Genomic DNA, 26,180 nt, shown 5'->3' with positions numbered 1-26,180 from the left:
AAAGGTTGGCAACCCGGCTGCTTACTCTTCTAAGTCACCACAGAAACGGTAGCCTTCGCCATGAATGGTGGCGATGATTTCAGGCGTATCTGGTGTTGCTTCAAAATGCTTACGGATGCGGCGGATGGTCACGTCCACGGTACGGTCATGGGGCTTGAGTTCACGGCCGGTCATCTTCTTGAGCAAATCACCACGGGTCTGGATCTTGCCCGGATTTTCACAGAAGTGCAGCATGGCGCGGAATTCACTGCGCGGTAACTTGTACTGCTCGCCGGTAGGGCTCACTAGCGAACGGCTATTAATGTCCAGTTCCCAACCGTTGAATTTGTAGCTTTCGACCAGGCGACGTTCTTCACCAGTGGTACCCAGATTCATCGTGCGGGATAACAGATTGCGTGCACGGATAGTCAGTTCACGCGGGTTGAATGGTTTGGTGATGTAATCATCAGCGCCAATCTCCAGACCCAAAATTTTGTCGACTTCATTATCGCGACCGGTCAGGAACATCAGGGCAACGCTGGCTTGTTCACGGAGTTCACGCGCAAGCAGCAGGCCATTTTTGCCTGGCAGGTTGATGTCCATGATCACCAGATTAATGTCATTTTCGGACAGAATCTGATGCATTTCCGCACCATCGTTAGCTTCATGTACCATGTAGCCTTCCGCTTCGAAAATGCTTTTTAACGTATTACGTGTCACTAACTCGTCTTCGACGATCAGAATGTGAGGAGTCTGCATGTTTGCTACCTAAGATTGCCAACAAATTGAAAATAGGAGTACAGAAGTCCTTGTTATCCCGATGAATCTTGACAGCCGAGAGGCTATCTCACTCGTTACATGACTAAAGTACGTAAATGCGTTACTGATGCGCTTTCTTTCAACGCCGACGTTGTCGCCAGCTTGGTAAGGAAGTCCACTTTTTGTCTTCCAAAAGGGGCATCGAATCGGCGCTAATACTAACCCTATTAACAGCAATATAACAGCGAGTGCCGATATTACCACCCAACAAAACTACGCTTTGTTGACATATATCAAATTCAATTGTAGCACGGTAACAGTTTAGTGAAAAACACTTATAAGAATGCACGGTTAAGTCACATTTCATGCATTTTTGAACACGATTCAGCAGGTTAGATTAAATTGCTTTCCAATTAATAGAATTAGGTTAAACCATCTTTAATATCAATATGATTAATAAGGTTTAATTGGTGTATATTGATTGTCCCGCTTAGTTTGGTCTCATTTATGCCTGTTAATCCTTTTTTCCTATAAACTACCGCAAACGATTATCGATACTGTTAAGTTTATGTGAATGACTGAGCGTCTCTTCGCTGCATTTCTGCAATTTAGAAACCTCATTTAGAATCTACGAAAGATAATGTTCTGACATATTCAAAGAGGGTTCATGCAACTTCATATTATTTTGGTTTCCCCGGCGCGGCCTGAGAATGTTGGTGCTGCTGCGCGGGCAATGAAAACCATGGGATTTGCATCATTACGTATCGTAGGCAGCCAGGCTCACAGACAGCCCGAAGCGGGCTGGGTTGCGCATGGTTCCAATGAAATCCTGCAAAATGCGCTTCATTTCAATACGCTGGAAGAAGCATTGACGGACATTGATTTCACTGTGGCTACCACCGCCCGCAGCCGGGCGCGTTTTCACTACTACTGCACACCGGTGGAACTGCTCGGTCAACTGGAAGAGAAGCGTACGTGGGTCAATAACGCTGCGCTGGTGTTTGGCCGTGAAGATTCCGGACTGACCAATGAAGAGCTGGCGCTGGCGGATATTCTTACTGGTGTGCCTATGGCGGCAGATTACCCTTCACTCAATCTCGGGCAGGCAGTGATGGTATTCTGTTACCAGCTTGCGTCGTTGAATCGGGTTGTCGCCGACGTGCCGGTCCACGCAGAGGCGGGTCAACTCGCCGCACTCCGTTCGCGTATTGACCGTTTACTGGTCGCTGTAGATGCCGGAGATGACCAAAAATTAAGCGACTGGCTGCATCAGAGGTTGGGGGTTTTACAGCAGCGAGATGCCGCAATGCTGCACACATTGCTGCATGATATCGAAAAAAAGCTGGCAAAGTGATCTGAGGCGTTCGTCTGATGGCGTGGTTGTATACTCTGTCATGGTGGATTTTGTCTGATAATTTCACTGGATTTCGCCGTTTAGGCAGAGAATAATCTGTTTGCCACTTGTTCTGATACTTCGCGCGAAAACAGAAAAAAATTGACTTGTCCTGCTTGATGCTTTAGCTAATAGGGTTAGACAGCGTAAAAAACACAACAACAGACAGAAGATAAAATGCGAATCATCAGCCTGAATACAACAATTATTACCACCACCGAAACCACAGGTTACGGGGCGGGCTGACGCGTACAGGAAAAACAGAAAAAGCCCGCACCTAACCAGTGCGGGCTTTTTTTTTACCGACTTTCTACAGAATTTCCATTTACGAAAAAAGCTTTAGGAGAGCAACAGAAATGCGAGTGTTGAAATTTGGCGGCACCTCAGTAGCAAACGCGGAACGCTTCATGCGCGTCGCGGAGATCATGGAAAGCAATGCACGTCAGGGACAGGTTGCCACGGTGTTATCCGCGCCTGCCAAAATTACCAACCACCTGGTCGCGATGATTGAACGCACCGTCGCCGGTCAGGAAATCCAGCCCATCTTGAATGATGCGGAGCGCATTTTCTCCGAGTTGCTGGCGGGTCTCGCGCTGGCACAGCCGGGCTTTAATTTGCCGAAAGTGAAAGCCTTTGTTGAGCAGGAGTTTGCTCAGCTTAAACAGCTGCTGCACGGCATTAACCTGTTGGGGCAGTGCCCGGACAGCGTGAATGCCTCCATTATCTGTCGCGGGGAAAAACTCTCCATCGCGATAATGGAAGCGTTGTTTGTGGCGAAAGGTTTTGGTGTCAGTGTGATTAATCCGGTAGAAAAACTGCTGGCACAGGGCAGCTACCTGGAATCCACCGTGGATATCAACGAATCCACATTGCGTATCTCCGCCAGTGCGATCCCGGCAGATCACATCGTACTGATGGCTGGTTTCACCGCGGGCAATGACAAAGGCGAACTCGTGGTGCTGGGCCGTAACGGTTCCGACTACTCTGCTGCCGTGCTGGCCGCCTGTCTGCGGGCTGACTGTTGTGAAATCTGGACTGACGTCGATGGGGTTTATACCTGTGACCCGCGCATTGTGCCGGATGCCCGTCTGCTGAAATCTATGTCTTATCAGGAAGCGATGGAACTCTCGTACTTCGGTGCTAAAGTTCTGCATCCGCGCACTATTCTGCCCATCGCCCAGTTCCAGATCCCTTGTCTGATTAAAAACACCACTAATCCGCAGGCTCCCGGTACGCTGATCGGCAGTGAAAGCCTTGGCGATAATACACCGGTTAAAGGCATCACTAATCTCAATAACATGGCGATGGTTAACGTCTCCGGCCCTGGTATGAAAGGCATGGTGGGCATGGCGGCCCGCGTGTTCGCGGTCATGTCGCGCTCAGGCATCTCAGTTGTCCTCATCACCCAGTCCTCGTCTGAATACAGCATCAGTTTCTGTGTACCGCAGGGTGAACTGGCGCGTGCACGTAAAGCGCTGGAAGATGAATTCTATCTTGAGCTGAAAGATGGCCTGCTGGAGCCGCTGGACGTGATGGAGAAACTGGCCGTCATTTCAGTGGTCGGTGACGGTATGCGCACGCTGCGCGGTATCTCTGCCAAGTTCTTCTCTGCGCTGGCCCGCGCAAATATTAATATTGTGGCGATTGCTCAGGGTTCTTCCGAGCGTTCTATTTCGGTCGTCGTTAATAATGACGACGCCACCACCGGCGTGCGCGTCAGCCACCAGATGCTGTTCAATACCGATCAGGTGATCGAAGTGTTCCTGATTGGTGTCGGCGGCGTGGGGGGGGCGTTAATCGATCAGGTTCAACGCCAGCAAGCGTGGCTGAAGGCCAAGCATATTGATTTGCGCGTCTGCGGTATCGCCAACTCCCGCGCGATGCTGACCAATGTGCACGGTATATCACTGGAAAACTGGCGCGAAGAGTTAGGCGCGGCCAAAGAGCCGTTTAATCTGGGACGCCTGATCCGTCTGGTGAAGGAGTATCACCTGCTGAACCCGGTGATTGTTGACTGTACCTCAAGTCAGGAAGTGGCCGATCAGTACGCTGATTTCCTGGCAGATGGTTTCCACGTTGTGACGCCGAATAAGAAAGCCAACACTTCCTCAATGAACTATTACTACCAGCTGCGTAAAGCAGCGGAAGGCTCGCGTCGCAAGTTCCTCTATGACACCAACGTGGGCGCGGGTCTGCCGGTGATTGAAAACCTGCAAAACCTGCTGAATGCCGGTGATGAGCTGGTGCGTTTCTCCGGTATTCTGTCCGGTTCGCTGTCCTACATTTTCGGCAAGTTGGACGAAGGTATGTCGCTCTCTGAGGCAACGTTGCAGGCGCGTGATATGGGCTACACCGAGCCGGACCCGCGTGATGATCTTTCCGGCATGGACGTGGCGCGCAAGTTGTTGATCCTCGCCCGTGAAGCCGGATACAAACTTGAACTTTGTGACATTGAAGTGGAGTCTGTTCTGCCGGTATCCTTCAATTCCGGGGGCAGCGTGAGTGATTTTGTGGCGCGCTTGCCGCAACTCGATGCTGATTTCTCCCGTCGCGTGGCGGATGCCACGGCGCAGGGCAAAGTATTGCGTTATGTTGGCGCTATCGAAGAGGGGCGCTGTACGGTGAAAATAGACGCCGTTGACGGCAACGATCCGCTGTATAAAGTGAAAAACGGTGAGAATGCGCTGGCGTTTTACAGCCGCTATTATCAGCCTTTACCTATGGTTTTACGCGGCTATGGCGCGGGTAATGATGTTACCGCCGCCGGCGTTTTTGCCGATCTTTTGCGCACGTTGTCATGGAAGTTAGGAGTTTAATATGGTTAAGGTGTATGCCCCTGCCTCGATTGGCAACGTCAGCGTAGGTTTTGACGTGCTGGGCGCCGCAGTTTCGCCGGTTGACGGTTCACTGTTAGGTGATTGCGTCAGCGTAGAAGCCGCCACAGAGTTCAGCCTGAAAAGTGAAGGGCGCTTCGTCTCCAAGTTGCCGGACCGCATGGAAGACAACATTGTTTACCAGTGCTGGCAGCGTTTCTGTCAGGAGATCGGCAAAGAAGTGCCGGTCGCCATGACGCTGGAAAAAAATATGCCGATTGGCTCCGGGCTGGGCTCCAGCGCCTGTTCCGTGGTAGCCGGTCTGATGGCGATGAATGAATTTTGCGGTAAGCCACTGGACGAAAATACCATGTTGGCGCTGATGGGCGAATTGGAAGGGCGTATTTCCGGCAGCGTCCATTTTGATAACGTCGCTCCCTGTTATCTCGGCGGCATTCAGCTGATGCTGGAAGAGCTGGATATAATCAGTCAGAACGTCCCAAGCTTTGATGACTGGTTGTGGGTGATGGCTTATCCGGGCATCAAAGTCTCTACGGCGGAGGCCCGCGCAATTTTGCCGGCGCAGTATCGCCGACAGGATTGCATCAGCCACGGGCGTTATTTGGCGGGCTTCATTCACGCCTGCCATACGCAACAGCCCGCGCTTGCCGCTAAACTGATGAAAGATGTTATCGCCGAACCTTACCGCACCCGCCTGTTACCGGGCTTTGCGCAAGCCCGCAGCGCTGCCGAAGAGATTGGTGCGCTGGCCTGTGGTATTTCCGGCTCCGGCCCGACGCTGTTTGCCGTGTGCAACGACAGCGAGACCGCCAAACGTATGGCCGATTGGTTGCAGAATCACTACCTGCAAAATGATGAAGGCTTTGTTCATATTTGTCGCCTGGATACCGCAGGCGCGAGACTATTGGGATAAATGATGAAACTGTACAACCTGAAGGATCATAACGAGCAGGTCAGCTTTGCTCAGGCCGTAAAGCAGGGTTTAGGCAAACAGCAGGGGCTGTTCTTTCCGCTCGAATTGCCTGAGTTTGCACTGAGTGACATCGACGGTTTGCTGGAGCAGGATTTTGTTACCCGCAGCAGCCGCATTCTCTCTGCGTTTATCGGCGACGAAATCCCTGAAGACGAGCTGTATCAGCGGGTGAAGAACGCTTTTGCGTTCCCTGCACCCGTCGCGAAAGTCGAGGAGGACATTGCTTGCCTGGAGCTATTCCACGGCCCAACGCTGGCTTTCAAGGACTTTGGCGGCCGCTTTATGGCGCAGGTTCTGACGCAGGTTTCAGGCGATCAGCCGGTGACTATCCTGACCGCCACTTCCGGTGATACCGGCGCCGCTGTCGCACACGCCTTCCACGGCATGAGAAATGTGCGTGTGGTTATCCTCTATCCGCGCGGTAAAATCAGCCCGTTACAGGAAAAACTGTTCTGTACGCTGGGCGACAACATTCATACCATCGCTATAGACGGTGACTTCGATCAGTGCCAGGCGCTGGTGAAGCAGGCGTTTGACGATGAAGAACTTAAGCATGAGCTGAAGCTGAACTCGGCGAACTCCATCAATATCAGCCGCCTGCTGGCACAAATCTGCTACTACTTCGAAGCGGTGGCGCAGTTGCCACAGGAAGCGCGCAACCAGTTGGTGATCTCCGTACCAAGCGGTAATTTTGGCGACCTGACCGCCGGTTTACTGGCGAAGTCCCTTGGCCTGCCGGTCAAGCGCTTCATCGCGGCAACCAACGCCAATGATACCGTGCCGCGTTATCTGGATAATGGCGAATGGGATCCGAAAAAAACTGTCGCGACCTTGTCCAACGCCATGGATGTCAGCCAGCCGAACAACTGGCCGCGCGTCGAAGAGTTATATCGTCGTAAAACCTGGCAGTTGAAAGATCTGGGCTTCGGCGCGGTCAGTGATGACACGACTGAAGACGCAATGCGCGAACTGGCAGACATTGGTTATATCTCCGAGCCACATGCCGCCATCGCTTACCGTGTGCTGCGTGACCAATTGAAGCCGGGCGAATTCGGCTTGTTCATCGGTACTGCGCATCCGGCGAAGTTTAAAGAAAGCGTCGAAGCGATTTTGGGTCAGGAACTCTCTCTGCCAAAAGAGCTGGCCGATCGCGCAGACCTGCCATTGCTGTCGCACAATCTGCCCGCTGATTTCAGCGACATGCGGGCTTTCCTGATGGCATTGCCAAAATAATGCGTGGGTTGTAACAGCGCAGAAAGTCAAAAGCCCCCGCGTTTAACGCCGGGGGCTTTTTTTATGCCGGGAGGAAGCCATTATTGCTCGGCGCGGGTAAATACCAGCTCGTTGCCCTGTGAGCGGGAAGCGTCATACGTATAGCCTTCAAGGGTAAAATTCTGCAACTGGCTGGCTTTAGTCAGACGCTCTTTTATGATGAAACGGCTCATCAGGCCGCGCGCTTTTTTCGCGTAGAAGCTGATGACTTTGTAGTTGCCGTTCTTTTGATCGAGGAATACCGGCTTGATGATTTCACCGTCAAGTTTTGCCGGTTTAACCGCTTTGAAATATTCGTCAGAAGCCAGATTGATCAGCACCTTATCGGCTTGATCTTTAAGTAGCGCGTTAAGCTTCTCAGTGAGCAGGTCTCCCCAGAAAGCATAGAGAGTAGTGCCTTCCGTATTGGGCAGACGGATCCCCATTTCCAGCCTGTAGGGCATCATCAGATCCAGCGGGCGCAGCAGACCGTACAGCCCTGAGAGCATCCGCAGGTGGTTTTGCGCGAAGTCGAAATCTTTCTCGCTGAAATCTTCGGCCTGCAAACCCGTATACACATCGCCTTTAAAGGCCAGAATCGCCTGACGGGCATTGTCCGGGGAAAAATCCGGTTGCCAGTCATTGAAGCGCTCGGCGTTGAGCAGTGCGAGTTTATCGCTGATGCTCATCAGACTGGAGATTTGCGCGGGTGTCAGTTTGCGTGCAATACGAATTAACTGACTTGATTTATCCAGTAATTCGGGCTGGGTGAAGCGCTGGGTCGCCAACGGGCTTTCGTAATCCAGCGTTTTTGCAGGTGAAATAATGGTCAGCATAGTCGAATCCGTGTGGTCGGGTGTCGGTTCACTTTTAGCGGTGAGTAGGAAAGTACTGTAGCAAAAAATGGCCTGTAACCGGGGGTAAAAGTTGCCATGAGGCGTCCGCCGGGCAAATTTCTACAATAGGTAACACTTAGTTTTCTGGCTGAGAGGGGCGTTTCTGCCAAATACCGGGCTTAAGCTGCTGGCGGATTTCAGGGAAATGATCCGGATTAAACACCGGCGTTTTCCCCATTTTTCTCTGTCTTTCGTAGTCTTTGATGACCTTCATGGCGACGTCGGAGAGCAGCAACAGCGCGGTTAGATTGGTGATGGTCATCAATGCCATGGCAATGTCGGCCATTTTCCACACCAGAGGCAGTTCCGCCAGACAGCCAAAGGCCACCATGGCGAGCACCAGCAAACGGAAAACGAACAGTTTTGCGTGCTCACCGCTGTGCAGAAACATCAGGTTATTTTCGGCGTAGACATAATTCGCGGCGATAGAAGAAAAGGCAAAAACAAAAACAAAGGCAGCGACGAGAAGATGGCCTGGGGCACCGGTCGCCGAAGAAACAGCGGCCTGCAACAGCGCGATGCCCTCCAGTTTCTGGTCCGGTGCATCGAGTAAACCGGATGAGAGGATGATCAGTGCCGTGGCGGTACAAATGACAATGGTATCGATAAAGATGCCTAGCATCTGCGAAAACCCTACTGCCGCAGGATGAGAAGGTATAGGCGCCGCCAGCGCTGCGGCGTTGGGCGACGAGCCCATGCCTGCTTCATTGGAGAATAGGCCGCGCTGCACGCCCTGCGTCAATGCCTGCATGATGCCATAACCCACGGCGCCAGAGGCTGCTTCCTGCCAGCCAAAAGCACTTTTAAATATCAGCACAAATACCTGCGGTAAACGCTCAATATTATGCGCGATGACCCAGACAGCGAGGAGCAACCACGCCACCACCATCAGCGGTACAAGCCATTGTGAAATAAGCGAAAACGTTTTGAGGCCGCCAAATACCGTGGCGGCGGTCAGCACCAGCAATACCGCAAGAATGACATGCTCATCGGCATTGAAGCTCACGGCCGCTGCCTGCGCAATGGCGTTTGCCTGCAGTGCGTTGAAAATCAAGCCAAACGACAGCACCAGTAATATAGAGAAAAAGACGCCCATCCAGCGCATTCCCAATCCCCTGGTCATGTAATCGGCAGGCCCTCCGCGAAAACGCCCTTGCGTATCATGATTTTTATAGAGCTGGGCGAGGGTGTTTTCGAATAACGCCGTCGCCATGCCAATCAGCGCAATCGCCCACATCCAAAAAATCGCACCGGGCCCGCCAGCGGAGAGTGCGAGGGCAACGCCGGCCAGATTCCCTGTACCAATACGCGCCGCCAGACTGATACACAGTGCCTGGAAAGTGGAGATTCCGCGGGTATCGGATGAGGTCTTCAACAGGCTGGAGGAGAAAATATGCCCGAACTGGCGGAGCTGAATGAAGCGAGTACGCAGACTGAAGTAAATACCGGTACCGAGCAGCAAATAGATCAGAATCGATCCCCAGAGGATATTGTCGAAAAAATCGAGCATTTCGGTCATTGAATACCCTTGGTGGTCAATCTTTTGAAATCCAGGCCCGGCACTGACAGCATTGAAAATCCAGTCAGCCAGAGGGTTGAGCCGCTTAACATAGCGTTTTTATGTCACAAGCGACACTGTCATTTTGGCTGAAAAATTCGGATTTTGCTTAGGGAAAACACTTTATAAATTGCGGGTATCGAGGCGCTATATCTGCCTTGCACGTGGCTTTTTGCATGTTATCATCAGACAAAGGCAAGGCATGAAAATGCCTCAACGATAATGTACAAACGATGAGATATGCCAAATGACCGATAAACTGACCTCCCTACGCCAACTGACCAAAGTTGTTGCAGACACCGGGGATATCGCGGCAATTAAACTGTACCAGCCGCAAGATGCCACCACTAACCCGTCTCTGATCCTTAAAGCAGCGCAAATTCCTGAGTACCGCAAACTGATCGACGAAGCGATTGCCTGGGCTAAAGATCAAAGCAGCGATCGTGAGCAGCAGATCATTGATACCGCTGATAAGCTGGCGGTGAACATTGGCCTTGAGATCCTCAAGCTTGTGCCGGGCCGTATTTCTACCGAAGTTGATGCACGTCTGTCCTATGACACCAAAGCCAGCGTGGCAAAAGCCCACCGTCTGATCAAATTGTATAACGATGCCGGTATCAGCAATGACCGTATCTTGATCAAACTGGCATCCACCTGGCAGGGTATCTGCGCGGCAGAGATACTGGAAAAAGAAGGCATCAACTGTAACCTGACATTGCTGTTCTCCTTCGCTCAGGCACGTGCTTGTGCTGAAGCCGGTGCTTATCTGATCTCTCCGTTTGTTGGCCGTATTCTCGACTGGTATAAAGCCCACGGCGACAAAAAAGAGTTCGCTCCGCATGAAGATCCAGGCGTAGTTTCTGTGACTGAAATCTACGAATACTACAAACAGCACGGTTATGAGACCGTGGTGATGGGCGCAAGCTTCCGTAATATTGAAGAGATCATTGAGCTGGCCGGTTGTGACCGTCTGACTATCGGTCCCGATTTGCTGAAACAGCTGGCTGAAAGTGAAGGTCCGCTGGAGCGTAAGCTGTCTTACACCGGCGAAACCAAAGCACGCCCAGAGCGTTTGACTGAAGCTCAGTTCTACTGGGACCATAACCAGGATCCAATGGGTATCGACAAACTGGCGGAAGGTATCCGTAATTTTGCGATCGACCAGAATAAACTGGAAAAAATGATTTCTGACCTGCTGTAATATCAGCAACCCGGAATTCACGAAGGCGGCCATGGCCGCCTTTTTTATGCGCGTTATTTAGAAAATTTCATGCCGAGATGAAATTCGCGCGGCGCTTACCGATATACTTAGCCGTAACTGCGCGGCACTGTGGCTGCGCCGCCCGCTTTGCAACATAAAGCGCGGCGAAGAACGTTGTGGAGAATGGGCATGGATAAATTACGAATTGGTTTGGTATCGGTATCTGACCGCGCCTCGAACGGGGTCTATCAGGATCAGGGCATTCCTGCGCTTGAAGCCTGGCTGGAAAAAGCGCTTAGCACGCCTTTTACGCTGGATAAAAAACTGATCCCGGACGAGCAGCCGTTAATCGAACAGGCCCTCTGCGAGCTGGTGGATGAAAGTGGTTGTCATCTGGTGCTGACAACCGGTGGAACCGGCCCTGCGCGCCGTGACGTAACGCCGGACGCCACACTGGCTATTGCCGATCGCGAAATGCCGGGGTTTGGCGAACAGATGCGCCAAATCAGCCTGCACTTCGTACCTACCGCTATTTTGTCGCGTCAGGTGGGGGTTATCCGCAAGCAGGCGCTGATTTTGAATCTGCCGGGTCAGCCGAAAGCGATTCAGGAAACGCTGGAAGGTCTGAAAGACGGGGAGGGTAAGGTGATTGTGTCCGGTATTTTTGCCAGCGTGCCTTATTGTATCCAGTTGCTTGATGGTCCGTACGTCGAAACCCACGATGACGTGGTAGCAGCTTTTCGCCCCAAGAGTGCCCGTCGCGATACAAAAAACTAAAGTTAGGCTATTTCTGACATAAGATTCAGCCGTTGTGGTGTGAAAAGCGTTTGCCGCTATAGTAATGTTTACTTTACAAAAAGCGGCTTAAGCCTTTTTATCTCTACTCTGGTGCTACACGGTATCTTATGCAACACGCGAATAATCGCCGGCTGAACCGGCAAGATTTTAAAACCCTATCCCTTGCTGCCCTGGGCGGCGCGCTCGAATTCTACGATTTCATTATTTTTGTCTTCTTCGCTGCCGTCATTGGTGACCTCTTCTTCCCGGCAGATATGCCTGACTGGCTGCGACAGGTGCAAACCTTCGGTATTTTTGCCGCCGGTTATCTGGCACGTCCGCTGGGTGGCATTATTATGGCGCACTTCGGTGACCTGGTTGGCCGCAAGCGCATGTTCAGCTTGAGTATTTTACTTATGGCGCTGCCTACACTGGCGATGGGTATGCTGCCGACCTACGCTTCAATTGGTATTGCTGCCCCCTTGCTGCTGCTGCTGATGCGCGTTTTGCAGGGTGCGGCGATTGGTGGTGAAGTCCCCGGTGCATGGGTGTTTGTGGCCGAACATGTGCCGCGTAACCGTATCGGTTTTGCCTGCGGCACGCTGACGGCGGGACTGACGGCGGGTATTCTGCTCGGTTCTCTTGTCGCGACGCTACTCAACAGTACGCTCTCTCCTGCCATCATGCGTGATTACGGCTGGCGTATTCCGTTCTTCCTCGGTGGGATCTTTGGTCTGTTCGCGATGTATCTGCGCCGCTGGTTACAGGAAACGCCAATCTTCCTCGAGATGAAGGCGCATAAAGCACTGGCGGAAGAAATGCCGCTGAAATCCGTGGTAGTGAATCATAAAAAAGAGATCGTGGTGTCGATGATCATGACCTGGCTGCTTTCTGCCGGGATCGTGGTGGTGATCCTCATGACCCCGACCTATTTGCAAAAACAGCTGGGTATTCCGGCGGCTCAGGCATTGCAGGCTAACTGTCTGGCGACGATTGCGCTGACTTTTGGCTGTGTGGCGGCAGGGTGGATTGTTGACCGGCTGGGTGCCAGCAAGACGTTTATTATTGGTAGCCTGTTCCTTGGTGTTTGTACGTGGTCGTTCTACCACGTAGTTGCAGCGGACCCTTCTAAGCTGATGCTGATGTATACCCTTGCCGGTTTCAGCGTGGGCGTCGTGGGCGCTGTCCCTTATGTATTGGTCAGGGCTTTCCCGGCAGAAGTGCGCTTCACGGGAATTTCCTTCTCTTATAACGTAGCCTATGCCATTTTCGGCGGCCTCACGCCTGTGTTCGTGACCCTTATTATGCGCATTACGCCGATGGCGCCTGCGTATTACGTTCTTGCGTTGTCAGTGATTGGTTTGCTGACCGGCATTTATCTCAGCCGTGATTTAAACAATGAAAGCAAAACAAAGCCTGAATTTACTGAACGGGTGATCTCCGGTCAGTAATCGTTTTTTAAAAAAAAGCCCCGCATCGAAAACTGCGGGGTTTTTTTTATGCATGATGTATGAAAAGCGCGTTACGCGTTTTTCATAACACCAATCGGTAAGACTGTGCGGCCATATTGCTCGTTCAGCACTTCGGCCATTGCCAGATAAATAGCGCTGGCACCGCAGAAGATGCCTTCCCAGCCCGCGATATGCAGGACGGTGCTGTTGCCGGTCATATTTCCATAGCACAAGAGGGCAAATAAAATGGTCAGGCTGCCAAAAACGACTTGCAAACCACGGTTTGCCCTGAGTGTGCCAAAAAACATGAACAACGTGAAAATGCCCCAGAAGCCAAGATAGGCACCGAGGAAACTTTCACTGCTTGCATCGGCAAGACCCATGCGCGGCAACACCAGAATACCGACCAGGCTCAGCCAGAATGCGCCATAAGAAGTAAAAGCCGTCGTGCCAAACGTATTGCCCTTTTTAAACTCCATCACACCGGCCAGAATTTGAATCAGGCCGCCGTAGAAAATCCCCATGCTGACGATCACCGCGGTCAGCGGGAAGAAGCCTGCATTGTGTAAATTCAATAAGATAGTGGTCATGCCAAAACCCATCAAACCCAATGGGCCTGGATTAGCCATCATTTTGCTTTGCATATGTCCTCTGAACTATAAGTGTTGTGAATAAATAACAGGGCTATAACCGCTTGCGAACGGGCTAAAAAGTCCACATATCGTCAGAAGCGCGCAGCATCATAAGGAGGTGTTGGCGAGTAAACAATGATCTGGCGTAACCGCAGTTGAAGATTTTTTTTCATCGAACCCCTTGATGCTGGCTCGCATGGCCCCATCTTATTCTCAACCGCAGTTGTTACCGCCGGTAAAACAGCGATATCGGACAGTTGAAATCAAAGAAAACGTCCGCATATACAGTAGCAACCTGACCGATTATGAATTTTTAGTGGAGGCGTTTGAAATGGGTAGAATTATTGGGATCGACCTGGGTACCACCAACTCTTGTGTAGCAATCATGGATGGTACTACTGCACGTGTGCTGGAGAACGCCGAAGGCGACCGCACCACTCCTTCCATCATTGCTTATGCAGCTGATGGCGAAATCTTGGTAGGTTCACCGGCGAAACGCCAGGCCGTAACCAACCCGCAGAACACCCTGTTTGCGATTAAGCGCCTGATTGGCCGTCGCTTCCAGGACGAAGAAGTACAGCGCGATAAAGGCATCATGCCTTACCAGATCGTGGGCGCTGACAACGGCGATGCATGGATCGACGTGAAGGGCCAGAAAATTGCTCCTCCGCAGATCTCTGCTGAAGTGCTGAAGAAAATGAAGAAAACGGCAGAAGACTATCTGGGCGAACCAGTAACTGAAGCGGTTATCACGGTACCTGCATACTTCAACGATGCTCAGCGTCAGGCAACCAAAGACGCCGGCCGTATCGCAGGTCTGGAAGTAAAACGTATCATCAACGAACCAACCGCTGCAGCTCTGGCCTATGGTCTGGATCGTGAAGTCGGCAACCGCACTATCGCGGTATACGACCTCGGTGGTGGTACTTTCGATATCTCTATTATCGAAATTGACGAAGTTGATGGAGAAAAAACCTTCGAAGTTCTGGCAACCAATGGTGATACTCACCTCGGTGGTGAAGACTTCGACAGCCGCCTGATCAACTACCTGGTTGAAGAGTTCAAGAAAGACCAGGGTATGGATCTGCGTAATGATCCGCTGGCGATGCAGCGTCTGAAAGAAGCGGCAGAGAAAGCGAAAATCGAACTCTCTTCTGCTCAGCAGACTGACGTCAACCTGCCGTACATCACTGCTGATGCGACAGGTCCAAAACACATGAACATCAAAGTGACTCGCGCAAAACTTGAGTCACTGGTTGAAGATTTGGTTAACCGTTGTATTGATCCGCTGAAAGTGGCTCTGAAAGATGCTGGCCTGTCTGTGTCCGATATTCAGGACGTGATCCTGGTCGGTGGTCAGACCCGTATGCCAATGGTTCAGAAGAAAGTCGCTGAATTCTTTGGTAAAGAACCACGTAAAGACGTGAACCCGGATGAAGCAGTGGCTATCGGTGCTGCGGTTCAGGGCGGCGTGTTGTCTGGTGATGTTAAAGATGTTCTGTTGTTGGATGTGACTCCACTGTCTCTGGGTATCGAAACCATGGGCGGCGTGATGACTCCGTTGATCACCAAGAACACCACCATCCCGACTAAGCACAGCCAGGTGTTCTCTACCGCTGAAGACAACCAGTCTGCGGTAACCATCCACGTTGTGCAGGGTGAGCGTAAACGTTGTGTGGATAACAAATCGCTGGGTCAGTTCAACCTGGATGGTATTCAGGCTGCACCACGCGGTATGGCGCAGATCGAAGTCACCTTCGACCTGGATGCTGATGGTATCTTGCACGTTTCTGCTAAAGACAAAAACACCGGTCGTGAGCAGAAAATTACCATCAAAGCTTCTTCTGGTCTGACCGAAGAAGAGATCCAGAAAATGGTAAACGATGCAGAAGCCAATGCTGAGTCGGATCGCAAGTTCGAAGAGCTGGTTCAGACTCGTAACCAGGCGGATCATCTGGTCCACAGCACGCGTAAACAGTTAGAAGAAGCTGGCGATAAACTGCCTGCTGAAGACAAAACTGCTATCGACGACGCTCTGAAAGCACTGGAAGCAGTGATTAAAGGCGAAGATAAAGCAGAGATCGAAGCGAAACTTCAGGCCCTGGTTCAGGTGTCCGGTAAGTTAGCCGAGATTGCTCAGCAGCAAGGCCAGACTGAAGGCGGCGACGACAGCGCGAAGAAAGATGACGACGTTGTTGACGCTGAATTCGAAGAAGTTAAAGACAAGAAATAATCGCCCTTAAGCGGGCACAGTAAGAGTCTATTACTGAAAACCAGCACGGGCGTCGAGGAAACTCTGCGCCCGTGCACGCATGTTGAGGGCAGGAAAAAGTATGGCGAAGCAAGATTATTACGAGCTCCTGGGCGTTTCTAAAACGGCCGATGAGCGCGAAATCAAAAAGGCGTATAAACGCCTGGCGATGAAGCATCACCCTGACCGTAACCAGGGTGATAAAGACTCCGAAACCAAATTTAAAGAGATCAAAGAAGCGTACGAAATTCTGACCGATGCGCAGAAACGTGCCGCTTACGACCAATACGGTCATGCTGCTTTTGAACAAGGTGGGATGGGCGGCGGTGGTGGGTATGGCGGTGGCGGCGGTGCAGATTTCAGCGACATCTTTGGTGACGTCTTTGGCGACATCTTCGGTGGTGGCCGCCGTCAGCGCGCCAGCCGGGGTTCCGATCTGCGCTACAATATGGATCTGACTCTGGAAGAGGCCGTTCGTGGTGTCACCAAAGAGATCCGCATTCCAACGCTTGCCGAATGTGATGTTTGCCACGGCAGCGGTGCTAAAGCCGGAAGCTCGCCGGTTACCTGTTCAACCTGCCATGGCGCAGGCCAGGTACAGATGCGTCAGGGCTTCTTTACGGTGCAGCAGGCGTGTCCTACCTGTCAGGGCCGCGGCAAAGTTATCAAAGATCCGTGCAACAAATGTCACGGTCATGGTCGCGTAGAACGTTCTAAAACGCTGTCAGTGAAGATCCCTGCCGGCGTTGATACTGGCGACCGTATTCGTCTTGAAGGCGAAGGTGAGGCCGGTGAACATGGCGCACCAGCGGGCGATCTGTACGTTCAGGTTCAGGTCAAAGCGCACAAAATCTTTGAGCGTGAAGGCAATAATCTTTATTGCGAAGTTCCTATCAACTTTGCAATGGCAGCCCTCGGTGGCGAAATTGAAGTGCCAACGCTTGACGGTCGCGTCAAACTGAAAGTGCCTGCGGAAACGCAGACCGGCAAACTGTTCCGTATGCGCGGACGCGGCGTTAAGTCAGTTCGCGGCGGCGCTCAGGGTGACCTGCTTTGCCGCGTTGTGGTCGAGACTCCAGTCAGCCTCAACGAAAAGCAAAAACAGCTGCTGCGTGATTTAGAAGAGAGTTTTGGCGGTGCGTCAGGCGAGAAAAACAGCCCGCGCTCTAAAAGCTTTTTAGATGGCGTGAAAAAGTTTTTCGATGATTTGACCCGCTAATTGGCATACTGCCTCAGGCAGAAGCCGAAGCTCTTCAATCCCCGTCTGCTGTTTAGCGACGGGGATTTTTTGTTTTTGTCGGCCAGGCAATCACGGTCATGTTAGAAGATAGGGTTTGAATGGCTCGTAAAAACCGAATGATAAAAGAGTAATAATCGATTTTTTCCGAATCATAATGAACGGTATCATGTTGCCATCTGTGCGGACTACAGTCTGCCCATCATGCTTAACAGGAGAGTTAGAGTGTCGAATATTATCCGTCAGTTTTTACGAATGGAGGCTGCAGGCGGTATTGTCCTGATCGTTGCAGCTATCGTGGCGTTGGTGATGGCAAACACGCCATTGCAGACGCTGTATCACTCATTTTTAAATGTGCCAGTGACGCTGCGTATTTCAGACCTGCTGATTGATAAGCCTTTGCTGCTCTGGATTAACGACGGGTTAATGGCAGTCTTCTTCTTGATGATCGGTCTGGAAGTGAAGCGCGAGCTCCGCGAAGGGGCGCTGGCAAACCGCGAGCAGGCGTTGTTCCCTGCGATAGCAGCTATCGGCGGCATGGTGGCACCCGCGCTGATTTACCTGCTCTTTAACGGTTCTGACGAGGTGGTTCGTCAGGGGTGGGCCATCCCGGCAGCGACGGATATTGCGTTTGCACTCGGCGTTATGGCATTGCTTGGCTCACGTGTTCCAACTGGCCTGAAAGTATTCTTACTGGCGTTGGCGATTATCGATGATCTGGGCGCTATTGTGATCATCGCCCTGTTCTACAGCCATGATGTCTCCATAATGGCATTGGGTCTGGCTGCGTTGTCAATCGCGGTTCTGGCATGGATGAACTGGCGTGGTGTAGGAAAATTAACGCCTTATTTGCTGGTGGGTATGGTGTTGTGGGTCTGTGTGCTGAAGTCCGGTATTCATGCCACGCTGGCCGGAGTGATCCTCGGATTCTTTATCCCATTAAACACTAAACAAAAAGTGTCGCCAGCCCGCAGGCTCGAACATGGCATCCACCCGTATGTTGCCTGGCTGATTCTGCCTCTGTTTGCCTTTGCGAACGCGGGCGTCTCGCTGCAGGGGGTCTCGGCAGAAGGCGTATTCTCCCTGCTTCCGATGGGTATTGCCGCCGGTCTCCTGCTGGGTAAGCCTATCGGAATCATGCTCTTTAGCGGCATTGCCGTAAAAATGGGAATTGCACGTTTACCGCACGGCATTAACTTTAAGCAGATTGCTGCAGTATCAGTGCTGTGTGGTATCGGATTCACGATGTCGATTTTCATCGGTTCACTGGCATTTGTGAAAGCCGATCCTGCTTTGATGACCTACGCGAAAATCGGCATTTTGCTGGGTTCAACGCTGTCTGCGGTCATCGGCTATGTATTACTTAACAAGCTATTACCGAAAAAAATGCGCCATCAGGGTGAGTAAAGACAGGGCGCGCTGCCATGTGTGAGCGTAGAGCGACAGGGAGGGGCAGGTATGTCACATATTAATTTTAATCATCTGTATTATTTCTGGCAGGTATGTAAGACCGGTTCGGTGGTGGGGGCGGCAGAGGCATTATTTCTGACGCCGCAAACCATCACCGGGCAGATAAAATCGCTAGAAGACCGCATGGGAGGTAAGCTTTTTAAGCGGCAGGGTCGCGGGCTGGTGCCTTCAGAACTCGGGCAACTGGTATTCCGCTATGCTGACAAAATGTTCACGATGAGCCAAGAGATGCTGGACATTGTTAACTACCGAAAGGAGTCCAGCCTGCTGTTTGATGTGGGAGTGGCGGATGCGCTCTCTAAAAGGCTGGTCAGCCGGGTGCTGGATGCCGCGGTAGCGGATAATGAAAGCATTCACCTGCGCTGTTTTGAGTCCACGCATGAGATGCTGCTGGAACAACTCAGCCAGCATAAGCTGGATATGATTTTGTCCGATTGCCCGGTGGATTCCACGCAGCAGGAAGGGTTGTTCTCAGTGAAGCTGGGAGAAAGCCCTATTAGTTTTTATTGCCGGGAACCTGCGGGAGAGGAGGCTTTTCCGGCCTGTCTTGAAAAGCGTCCGTTACTGATCCCCGGCAGACGTTCTATGTTGGGGCGTAAGCTGCTCAACTGGTTCAACATTCAGGGCCTGAAGGTACAGATTTTAGGTGAGTTTGATGATGCAGCGCTGATGAAAGCATTTGCGAGAAACCATAACGCTATTTTTGTGGCCCCTTCATTCTACTCCGCCGAAGTGTTTTTGGATGAAGGCATTGTAGAGGTCGGGCAGGTAGACGGGCTGATGGAGGAGTATTACGTCATTTTTGCAGAGAGAATGATTCAGCACCCCTCGGTGCAGCGCGTTTGTCACACTGATTTCACGGTCCTGTTCGGGAACTGACCGGCGGGAGTATTCAAATTACAGACATAAAAAAACCGGCAGAAGCCGGTTTTTTTATCAAGCAGACAACGTAATGCGATTATTGCATTGCGTTGATTGCCGCCGTAAGGTTTGACTTATGACGAGCTGCTTTGTTCTTGTGGATCAGGCCTTTGCAAGACTGACGGTCCACAATTGGTTGCATTTCGTTAAATGCATTTTGTGCAGCAGCTTTGTCGCCTGCTGCAATAGCCGTGTGTACCTTCTTGATAAAGGTACGCATCATTGAACGGCGGCTCGCGTTATGCTGACGACGTTTTTCTGACTGTACGGCGCGTTTCTTAGCTGATTTGATATTAGCCAAGGCCAACTCCCAAATATTTTTCTATTGATGAACAATTCAAAGGCCGAGGAATATGCCTTTTCGGTCTTCTTTTGTCAACGGATTTGTGCAAATAAGCGGCGTTTCTCTGTTTAAACGGAGTTCAAACTTCAAGCGACGCTTGTTACGTTGTGATGGCGCAGGATTTTAACAGCTTCCCACCTTGGAATACAGCCTTTCGCAAGAAAATTCGAGAGGAGAGTGGTAATTCAGCCAACGGGGGCATTAAGGCTTTGTTTCGACGAAAAGTCACGCTTTCCCTGAGAAGAATGAAATATTTTCCTCGGCACGCTCCCCTTTGAGCCGCCAGATCTGCCGTATGGCAAAGAGAATGCGGTGATCCGGTGAATCGCTGGTTAACCTTGAAGGCTGTACAAGGTATAATCCGCCGATTTCCACCGTTATGCGTCAGCTATGGATTTGAGCCAGCTATGGAGCTAATTCGCGGGATACACAATATTCGGGCACGCCATCATGGCTGTGTTCTTACTATTGGCAATTTTGACGGCGTACATCGCGGTCATCAGGCATTGATAGAACAGCTCAAGCTGGAAGGGCAGAGGCTGAGCTTACCGGTTATGGTGATGATTTTTGAACCGCAACCGCTGGAGCTGTTTGCCGGTGATAAAGCACCTGCGCGGCTGACCAGTTTACGGGATAAAGCCAAATATCTGGCGGAATGCGGCGTGGATTATCTGCTCTGCGTGCGTTTCGATCCCCGCTTTGCCGCCAACAGTGCTCAGGCTTTTGTCTCGCAATTGCTGGTTGAAAAGCTGGGCGTCAAGTTTCTGACCGTCGGTGATGATTTTCGTTTTGGCGCAGGGCGTCTGGGCGATTTCCCGCTTTTGCAAAAAGCCGGGGCCGAATATGGGTTTGACGTCATCAGCACTCAGACATTTCGTGATGGCGGGAATCGCATTAGCAGCACGGCGATCCGCGATGCCTTACGCGATGACGACCTGCAACTGGCCGCAAACCTGCTCGGCCACCCGTTCAGTATTTCAGGACGCGTGGTACACGGCGATAAGCTTGGCCGCACCATCGGCTTCCCAACGGCCAACGTGCCGTTGAAGCGCGTGGTCTCACCCGTCAGGGGCGTCTATGCTGTGGACGTGTTAGGTTTGGGCGCAGGGCCTCTGCCTGGAATTGCCAACATTGGCATACGTCCGACAGTCGGCGGTGTCCGCAAGCAGTTGGAAGTCCACCTGCTCGACACAACAATGGATTTATATGGGCGCCACATTGACGTGGTGCTGCGCGCAAAATTGCGCAATGAACAGCGGTTTGCCTCGCTTGATGCGTTAAAGCAACAAATCGCGAGCGATGAGGTGACGGCCCGGACATTCTTTGGGTTACTACCACGCTAACTATTTATGACAGGCAAAGGGGTGCAAACCACGAGCCTGGTATCCAGCCAAAAAAACGGAACCGAGAATCTAATGAGTGACTATAAGAACACCCTGAACTTGCCGGAAACAGGGTTCCCGATGCGTGGCGATTTGGCCAAGCGTGAACCTGACATGCTGAAGAACTGGTATGAGCAGGATCTGTACGGGATTATTCGAGCAGCCAAAAAGGGTAAGAAATCCTTTATTTTGCATGACGGCCCTCCGTATGCGAACGGCAGCATTCATATTGGTCACTCAGTTAACAAAATTCTCAAAGACATTATTATTAAGTCCAAAGGCATGGCCGGTTTTGACTCGCCTTATATCCCGGGCTGGGATTGTCATGGTCTGCCGATTGAACTGAAAGTTGAACAGCTGATCGGTAAGCCGGGCGAGAAAGTCACGGCGTCGGAATTCCGCGCAGCTTGCCGTAAATACGCCGCTGAGCAGGTTGAAGGCCAGAAACAAGACTTTATCCGCCTTGGGGTGTTGGGCGACTGGGATCACCCGTACCTGACTATGGACTTCAAGACTGAAGCCAACATTATCCGTGCGCTCGGTAAAATCATTGGCAACGGTCATCTGCATAAAGGTGCTAAACCTGTGCACTGGTGTACCGATTGCGGTTCATCTCTGGCCGAAGCTGAAGTCGAATATTACGACAAAACGTCGCCATCCATCGACGTCACCTTTCATGCGGTAGACCCTGCGGGAGTGGCAGCGAAGTTTGGTGCCAGCGCGTTCGAAGGCCCGGTTTCTCTGGTTATCTGGACCACGACGCCGTGGACTATGCCAGCTAACCGTGCGATCTCCCTGAACGCTGAGTTCTCTTATCAGCTGGTGCAGATCGACGGCCAGTGTCTGATCCTGGCAACCGATCTGGTTGAAAGCGTGATGAAACGTGCCGCTATTGCACAGTGGAAAGTGTTGGGCGAATGCAAAGGAGCCGATCTTGAGCTGCTGCGCTTCAATCACCCGTTCCTTGGCTTTGACGTGCCGGCCATTCTTGGCGACCACGTAACGCTTGATGCCGGTACCGGTGCCGTTCATACCGCGCCGGGTCACGGCCCGGATGACTTCGTTATCGGCCAGAAATACGGTCTTGAAGTCGCTAACCCAGTTGGGCCGAACGGCTGCTACCTGCCGGGTACTTACCCGACGCTGGACGGCAAATTCGTCTTTAAAGCGAATGATCTGATTGTCGACCTGCTGCGTGAAAAAGGCGCTTTGCTGCACGTTGAGAAAATCACTCACAGCTATCCGTGCTGCTGGCGTCATAAAACGCCGATCATCTTCCGCGCTACGCCGCAGTGGTTTGTCAGCATGGATCAGAAAGGCCTGCGTGCGAAATCGCTCGAAGAGATCAAAGGCGTGCAGTGGATCCCCGAGTGGGGCCAGGCACGTATCGAAAACATGGTCGCGAACCGTCCCGACTGGTGTATTTCCCGTCAGCGTACCTGGGGCGTGCCGATGTCGCTGTTCGTTCACAAAGACACAGAGCAGCTGCACCCGCGTACGCTTGAGCTGATGGAAGAGGTTGCCAAACGTGTAGAAGTTGATGGCATTCAGGCGTGGTGGGACTTAAACCCTGCCGATATCCTGGGCGCTGACGCTGCGGATTACGTAAAAGTGCCTGACACGCTGGACGTCTGGTTTGACTCAGGTTCAACCAGCTCATCGGTAGTGGGTGTGCGTCCTGAATTTAACGGTCATGACGCCGATCTGTATCTGGAAGGCTCTGACCAGCATCGCGGCTGGTTCATGTCATCTCTGATGATCTCGACCGCCATGAAAGGCAAAGCGCCATACAAACAGGTTCTGACTCACGGTTTCACCGTCGATGGTCAGGGCCGCAAAATGTCTAAATCTATCGGCAATACCATTGCGCCTCAGGACGTGATGAACAAACTCGGTGGCGACATTCTGCGTCTGTGGGTAGCTTCAACGGACTATACCGGCGAAATCGCCGTGTCAGATGAGATCCTCAAACGTGCGGCCGATTCATACCGCCGTATCCGTAATACCGCGCGCTTCCTGCTGTCGAACCTCAATGGTTTCGACCCGGCATTGCATTGTGTAAAACCGGAAGAGATGGTGGTGTTGGATCGCTGGGCCGTTGGCCGTGCGCAGGCTGCACAGGAAGAGATCATTGCCGCTTACGAGCGTTATGATTTCCACGGTGTGGTACAGCGTCTGATGCAGTTCTGTTCGGTTGAAATGGGCTCGTTCTATCTCGATATCATTAAAGACCGTCAGTACACCGCGAAAAGCGACAGCGTCGCCCGCCGCAGCTGTCAGACCGCGCTTTACCATATTTCTGAAGCGCTGGTACGCTGGATGGCACCGATCATGTCCTTTACTGCGGACGAGATCTGGGCGTTCCTGCCGGGTTCGCGCGAGAAGTTTGTCTTCACCGAAGAGTGGTACGACGGCCTATTTGGTCTGGCGGCTGATGAATCGATGAACGATGTTTTCTGGGATGAGCTGCTGAAAGTGCGCGGCGAAGTGAACAAAGTGATCGAACAGGCACGTGCAGATAAACGTCTGGGTGGGTCGCTTGAAGCCTCCGTGACGCTGTTTGCTGATGACGCTCTCGCGGCTGATCTGCTATCTCTTGGCAACGAACTGCGCTTTGTTCTGCTGACGTCCGGTGCCCGCGTGGCGTCACTGGCCGAAGCAGATGACACTGCACAGGCCAGCGAATTGCTTAAAGGTCTGAAGATTGGTTTGGAAAAAGCCGAAGGTGATAAATGTCCGCGCTGCTGGCATTACACCACTGACGTCGGCCAGAACGCGGAACACAGCGAAATCTGTGGCCGTTGTGTGACTAACATTGCCGGCGACGGCGAAGAGCGCAAGTTTGCATAATGACTAAACCTCTCTGTTCCACCGGAATCCGCTGGCTTTGGCTGGCGGTAGTGGTTGTTATCCTGGACCTTGGCAGCAAATTCCTGGTGATGGGCCATTTTCAACTCGGCGAATCCATGCCGCTGATTCCGTTCTTTAATCTGACCTATGCGCATAACCCTGGCGCAGCGTTCAGTTTTCTGGCGGACAAAGGCGGCTGGCAGCGTTGGTTCTTTGCCTTGATTGCCCTGGTGATCGTCGTGATCCTGCTGGTGCTGATGTATCGCAACAGTGGCAAGCAGCGTTTGACCAATATCGCTTTCGCCATGATTATCGGCGGTGCGCTTGGCAATCTGTTTGATCGCATGGTGCACGGTTTTGTCATCGACTTTATCGATTTTTACGTCAATGACTGGCATTACCCGATCTTCAATCTGGCCGACAGCTTTATCTGTGTCGGCGCGGTATTGGTGGTATTGGAAGGCTTCTTAGCCAAACCGAATACAGCTGCGAAAAGTAAAGGATAAGAGAACCATGTCTGAACAGGTGAAACACGACAGCGCGGTATTGGTGCACTTTACGTTGAAGCTAGAAGATGGCTCAACGGCTGAGTCTACCCGTGCCAACGGCAAACCTGCGCTGTTTCGTCTTGGCGATAGCAGCCTGTCTGACGCGCTGGAAAACGAGCTGTTGGGGCTGAAGGTGGGTGATAAGCACGCCTTTACTCTGGCACCTGAATCGGCTTTCGGTTCGAAAAGCCCGGATTTGGTGCAGTATTTTTCCCGTCGTGATTTTCAGGAAACCGGCATCCCCGATGCCGGTACTATCATGTTATTTACCACCCGTGACGGCAGCGAAATGCCCGGTGTGGTCCGTGACGTGACTGAAGATTCGATCACCGTTGATTTCAACCATCCGCTGGCGGGCCAGCATATCGATTTTGATATCGAAGTGCTGGAGATCGATCCACAACGGGAGGAGAAGCATGCAAATACTGCTGGCTAATCCGCGAGGATTCTGTGCAGGCGTCGATCGTGCGATCAGCATTGTCGAACGGGCGCTCGAACTTTACGGCGCACCGATCTATGTACGTCACGAAGTGGTACATAACCGCTACGTGGTGGACAGCTTGCGTCAGCGCGGTGCGATTTTTATCGAGCAAATCAATGAAGTGCCTGATGGTTCGATCCTGATTTTCTCCGCACACGGTGTTTCTCAGGCGGTGCGTGCAGAAGCCAAAGCGCGTGACCTGACGATGTTATTTGACGCGACGTGTCCGCTGGTGACCAAAGTCCATATGGAGGTGGCGCGTGCCAGCCGTAAGGGCACAGAAGCGATTCTGATTGGTCATGCTGGGCATCCGGAAGTGGAAGGGACGATGGGCCAGTACAGCAATCCGCAAGGAGGTATGTACCTGGTTGAGTCGCCTGCGGATGTGTATAAATTGCAGGTTAAGGATGAAAATAACCTGTGCTTTATGACCCAGACGACGCTGTCTGTCGATGATACTTCTGAGGTGATCGATGCGCTGCGCGATCGTTTTCCAAAGATTATCGGCCCGCGCAAAGATGACATCTGTTACGCGACGACTAACCGTCAGGAAGCGGTACGTAATCTGGCCGATGATGCTGATATCGTGCTGGTGGTTGGCTCGAAAAACTCCTCGAATTCCAACCGGCTGGCTGAACTGGCGCAACGGGTTGGCGTGCCTTCCTATCTGATTGACTCGGCAGCTGATATTCAGGAAGCCTGGCTTAAAGATGCGAAACGCATTGGTTTAACCGCTGGCGCTTCCGCTCCGGATATTCTGGTGCAGGACGTGATCAATAAGCTGAAAGCCTTTGGCTGCGCTGAGGTGATTAACATGGAAGGACGCGAGGAAAATATCGTGTTCGAAGTGCCGAAAGAGCTGCGGGTAGACATCAAACAGATCGATTAGTCGTTTCTCAGCCGTGTCTGTTTTATTCAATGGGATGTCCTTAACCGGCATCCCATTTTTGATCTTAACGCGTAGAGATTAATCGATTAACCGCCTATACTGAA

22 protein-coding genes and 1 other annotated feature are annotated in these 26,180 nt (G+C 51.9%); of the genes, 17 read left to right on the top strand and 5 right to left on the bottom strand.

Going from position 1 to position 26,180, the window contains the following annotated elements:
- Nucleotides 1–21: 21 nt before the first annotated feature.
- Nucleotides 22–738, bottom strand: a complete 717-nt coding sequence (gene arcA, locus ACZRKO_RS13600; protein ID WP_463737790.1) for a two-component system response regulator ArcA — start codon at nucleotides 736–738, stop codon at nucleotides 22–24.
- Between the two features lie 667 nt (nucleotides 739–1,405).
- Between arcA and ACZRKO_RS13595 the strand changes: the two genes are divergently transcribed.
- The 5 genes from ACZRKO_RS13595 to thrC all read left to right on the top strand — a co-directional run bounded on the left by ACZRKO_RS13595 (nucleotide 1,406) and on the right by thrC (nucleotide 7,171).
- Complete coding sequence (locus tag ACZRKO_RS13595) at nucleotides 1,406–2,092, top strand: tRNA/rRNA methyltransferase (RefSeq protein ID WP_463737789.1); 687 nt, start codon at nucleotides 1,406–1,408, stop codon at nucleotides 2,090–2,092.
- Nucleotides 2,093–2,308: 216 nt separating this feature from the next.
- Nucleotides 2,309–2,377 carry a thr operon leader peptide gene (gene thrL, locus ACZRKO_RS13590; protein ID WP_463738101.1) on the top strand — a complete coding sequence of 23 codons (69 nt, stop codon included), beginning with the start codon at nucleotides 2,309–2,311 and terminating at the stop codon, nucleotides 2,375–2,377.
- Nucleotides 2,316–2,432 (top strand) — a sequence feature (Thr leader region). (Overlaps the previous gene by 62 nt.)
- Nucleotides 2,433–2,487: 55 nt before the next feature.
- Nucleotides 2,488–4,947 (top strand): bifunctional aspartate kinase/homoserine dehydrogenase I, encoded by a 2,460-nt coding sequence (gene thrA / locus ACZRKO_RS13585; RefSeq protein WP_463737788.1) that lies wholly within the window; start codon nucleotides 2,488–2,490, stop codon nucleotides 4,945–4,947.
- Nucleotide 4,948: 1 nt separating this feature from the next.
- Nucleotides 4,949–5,878 carry a homoserine kinase gene (thrB, locus tag ACZRKO_RS13580; RefSeq protein ID WP_463737787.1) on the top strand — a complete coding sequence of 310 codons (930 nt, stop codon included), beginning with the start codon at nucleotides 4,949–4,951 and terminating at the stop codon, nucleotides 5,876–5,878.
- Nucleotides 5,879–5,881: 3 nt separating this feature from the next.
- Nucleotides 5,882–7,171 (top strand): threonine synthase, encoded by a 1,290-nt coding sequence (gene thrC, locus ACZRKO_RS13575; RefSeq protein WP_463738100.1) that lies wholly within the window; start codon nucleotides 5,882–5,884, stop codon nucleotides 7,169–7,171.
- Between the two features lie 80 nt (nucleotides 7,172–7,251).
- Here the strand turns inward: thrC and yaaA are convergent, their stop codons facing one another.
- A complete protein-coding gene (yaaA, locus tag ACZRKO_RS13570; RefSeq protein WP_463737786.1) occupies nucleotides 7,252–8,025 on the bottom strand; it encodes a peroxide stress protein YaaA in 774 nt (257 codons plus the stop codon).
- Between the two features lie 136 nt (nucleotides 8,026–8,161).
- Complete coding sequence (locus ACZRKO_RS13565) at nucleotides 8,162–9,604, bottom strand: alanine/glycine:cation symporter family protein (protein ID WP_463737785.1); 1,443 nt, start codon at nucleotides 9,602–9,604, stop codon at nucleotides 8,162–8,164.
- A gap of 286 nt (nucleotides 9,605–9,890) precedes the next feature.
- On the opposite strand from ACZRKO_RS13565, the gene tal reads away from it, so the two are divergent.
- The 3 genes from tal to ACZRKO_RS13550 all read left to right on the top strand — a co-directional run bounded on the left by tal (nucleotide 9,891) and on the right by ACZRKO_RS13550 (nucleotide 13,072).
- Nucleotides 9,891–10,844 (top strand): transaldolase, encoded by a 954-nt coding sequence (gene tal, locus ACZRKO_RS13560; protein ID WP_463737784.1) that lies wholly within the window; start codon nucleotides 9,891–9,893, stop codon nucleotides 10,842–10,844.
- A gap of 189 nt (nucleotides 10,845–11,033) precedes the next feature.
- Nucleotides 11,034–11,621 (top strand): molybdopterin adenylyltransferase, encoded by a 588-nt coding sequence (gene mog / locus ACZRKO_RS13555; RefSeq protein ID WP_463737783.1) that lies wholly within the window; start codon nucleotides 11,034–11,036, stop codon nucleotides 11,619–11,621.
- A gap of 128 nt (nucleotides 11,622–11,749) precedes the next feature.
- Nucleotides 11,750–13,072 carry an MFS transporter gene (locus ACZRKO_RS13550; protein ID WP_463737782.1) on the top strand — a complete coding sequence of 441 codons (1,323 nt, stop codon included), beginning with the start codon at nucleotides 11,750–11,752 and terminating at the stop codon, nucleotides 13,070–13,072.
- 71 nt (nucleotides 13,073–13,143) lie between these two features.
- Here the strand turns inward: ACZRKO_RS13550 and satP are convergent, their stop codons facing one another.
- A complete protein-coding gene (gene satP / locus ACZRKO_RS13545) occupies nucleotides 13,144–13,716 on the bottom strand; it encodes an acetate uptake transporter (protein WP_463737781.1) in 573 nt (190 codons plus the stop codon).
- A 319-nt stretch (nucleotides 13,717–14,035) separates the two neighbouring features.
- Between satP and dnaK the strand changes: the two genes are divergently transcribed.
- From dnaK to nhaR, 4 genes are all read left to right on the top strand, one after another.
- The gene (dnaK, locus tag ACZRKO_RS13540; RefSeq protein WP_463737780.1) at nucleotides 14,036–15,937 is read left to right on the top strand and encodes a molecular chaperone DnaK; all 1,902 of its coding nucleotides are present in this window, start codon (nucleotides 14,036–14,038) and stop codon (nucleotides 15,935–15,937) included.
- A gap of 100 nt (nucleotides 15,938–16,037) precedes the next feature.
- Nucleotides 16,038–17,174 carry a molecular chaperone DnaJ gene (dnaJ, locus tag ACZRKO_RS13535; RefSeq protein ID WP_463737779.1) on the top strand — a complete coding sequence of 379 codons (1,137 nt, stop codon included), beginning with the start codon at nucleotides 16,038–16,040 and terminating at the stop codon, nucleotides 17,172–17,174.
- Nucleotides 17,175–17,417: 243 nt separating this feature from the next.
- Nucleotides 17,418–18,599, top strand: a complete 1,182-nt coding sequence (nhaA, locus tag ACZRKO_RS13530) for a Na+/H+ antiporter NhaA (protein ID WP_463737778.1) — start codon at nucleotides 17,418–17,420, stop codon at nucleotides 18,597–18,599.
- 51 nt (nucleotides 18,600–18,650) lie between these two features.
- Nucleotides 18,651–19,541 carry a transcriptional activator NhaR gene (gene nhaR, locus ACZRKO_RS13525; RefSeq protein ID WP_463737777.1) on the top strand — a complete coding sequence of 297 codons (891 nt, stop codon included), beginning with the start codon at nucleotides 18,651–18,653 and terminating at the stop codon, nucleotides 19,539–19,541.
- A gap of 79 nt (nucleotides 19,542–19,620) precedes the next feature.
- Here nhaR and rpsT read toward each other — a convergent pair whose 3' ends face one another.
- Nucleotides 19,621–19,884 carry a 30S ribosomal protein S20 gene (gene rpsT / locus ACZRKO_RS13520; RefSeq protein ID WP_463737776.1) on the bottom strand — a complete coding sequence of 88 codons (264 nt, stop codon included), beginning with the start codon at nucleotides 19,882–19,884 and terminating at the stop codon, nucleotides 19,621–19,623.
- Nucleotides 19,885–20,333: 449 nt separating this feature from the next.
- On the opposite strand from rpsT, the gene ribF reads away from it, so the two are divergent.
- From ribF to ispH, 5 genes are all read left to right on the top strand, one after another.
- A complete protein-coding gene (gene ribF / locus ACZRKO_RS13515) occupies nucleotides 20,334–21,269 on the top strand; it encodes a bifunctional riboflavin kinase/FAD synthetase (protein ID WP_463737775.1) in 936 nt (311 codons plus the stop codon).
- A gap of 72 nt (nucleotides 21,270–21,341) precedes the next feature.
- Nucleotides 21,342–24,158, top strand: a complete 2,817-nt coding sequence (ileS, locus tag ACZRKO_RS13510; RefSeq protein ID WP_463737774.1) for an isoleucine--tRNA ligase — start codon at nucleotides 21,342–21,344, stop codon at nucleotides 24,156–24,158.
- Nucleotides 24,158–24,664: a signal peptidase II gene (lspA, locus tag ACZRKO_RS13505; RefSeq protein WP_463737773.1), complete on the top strand. Its 507-nt coding sequence runs from the start codon at nucleotides 24,158–24,160 to the stop codon at nucleotides 24,662–24,664. The genes ileS and lspA overlap by 1 nt, the downstream gene beginning before the upstream one ends.
- Before the next feature lie 7 nt (nucleotides 24,665–24,671).
- Nucleotides 24,672–25,142, top strand: a complete 471-nt coding sequence (gene fkpB, locus ACZRKO_RS13500) for an FKBP-type peptidyl-prolyl cis-trans isomerase (protein ID WP_463737772.1) — start codon at nucleotides 24,672–24,674, stop codon at nucleotides 25,140–25,142.
- Entirely contained in the window at nucleotides 25,123–26,076 is a 954-nt protein-coding gene (gene ispH / locus ACZRKO_RS13495; protein WP_463737771.1) for a 4-hydroxy-3-methylbut-2-enyl diphosphate reductase, read from the top strand. Before fkpB ends, ispH begins: the two co-directional genes overlap by 20 nt.
- Nucleotides 26,077–26,180: the final 104 nt, after the last annotated feature.

This window comes from Ewingella sp. C233 (assembly GCF_055407225.1).
This window is presented reverse-complemented; position numbering and strand designations above follow the sequence as displayed.

Bases quoted from the DNA above. Each gene is read 5' to 3' on its own strand.
- arcA (WP_463737790.1), bottom strand. From the start codon at position 738: ATGCAGACTCCTCACATTCTGATCGTCGAAGACGAGTTAGTGACACGT.
- ACZRKO_RS13595 (WP_463737789.1), top strand. From the start codon at position 1,406: ATGCAACTTCATATTATTTTGGTTTCCCCGGCGCGGCCTGAGAATGTT.
- thrA (WP_463737788.1), top strand. From the start codon at position 2,488: ATGCGAGTGTTGAAATTTGGCGGCACCTCAGTAGCAAACGCGGAACGC.
- thrB (WP_463737787.1), top strand. From the start codon at position 4,949: ATGGTTAAGGTGTATGCCCCTGCCTCGATTGGCAACGTCAGCGTAGGT.
- thrC (WP_463738100.1), top strand. From the start codon at position 5,882: ATGAAACTGTACAACCTGAAGGATCATAACGAGCAGGTCAGCTTTGCT.
- yaaA (WP_463737786.1), bottom strand. From the start codon at position 8,025: ATGCTGACCATTATTTCACCTGCAAAAACGCTGGATTACGAAAGCCCG.
- ACZRKO_RS13565 (WP_463737785.1), bottom strand. From the start codon at position 9,604: ATGACCGAAATGCTCGATTTTTTCGACAATATCCTCTGGGGATCGATT.
- tal (WP_463737784.1), top strand. From the start codon at position 9,891: ATGACCGATAAACTGACCTCCCTACGCCAACTGACCAAAGTTGTTGCA.
- mog (WP_463737783.1), top strand. From the start codon at position 11,034: ATGGATAAATTACGAATTGGTTTGGTATCGGTATCTGACCGCGCCTCG.
- ACZRKO_RS13550 (WP_463737782.1), top strand. From the start codon at position 11,750: ATGCAACACGCGAATAATCGCCGGCTGAACCGGCAAGATTTTAAAACC.
- satP (WP_463737781.1), bottom strand. From the start codon at position 13,716: ATGCAAAGCAAAATGATGGCTAATCCAGGCCCATTGGGTTTGATGGGT.
- dnaK (WP_463737780.1), top strand. From the start codon at position 14,036: ATGGGTAGAATTATTGGGATCGACCTGGGTACCACCAACTCTTGTGTA.
- dnaJ (WP_463737779.1), top strand. From the start codon at position 16,038: ATGGCGAAGCAAGATTATTACGAGCTCCTGGGCGTTTCTAAAACGGCC.
- nhaR (WP_463737777.1), top strand. From the start codon at position 18,651: ATGTCACATATTAATTTTAATCATCTGTATTATTTCTGGCAGGTATGT.
- ribF (WP_463737775.1), top strand. From the start codon at position 20,334: ATGGAGCTAATTCGCGGGATACACAATATTCGGGCACGCCATCATGGC.
- ileS (WP_463737774.1), top strand. From the start codon at position 21,342: ATGAGTGACTATAAGAACACCCTGAACTTGCCGGAAACAGGGTTCCCG.
- lspA (WP_463737773.1), top strand. From the start codon at position 24,158: ATGACTAAACCTCTCTGTTCCACCGGAATCCGCTGGCTTTGGCTGGCG.
- fkpB (WP_463737772.1), top strand. From the start codon at position 24,672: ATGTCTGAACAGGTGAAACACGACAGCGCGGTATTGGTGCACTTTACG.
- ispH (WP_463737771.1), top strand. From the start codon at position 25,123: ATGCAAATACTGCTGGCTAATCCGCGAGGATTCTGTGCAGGCGTCGAT.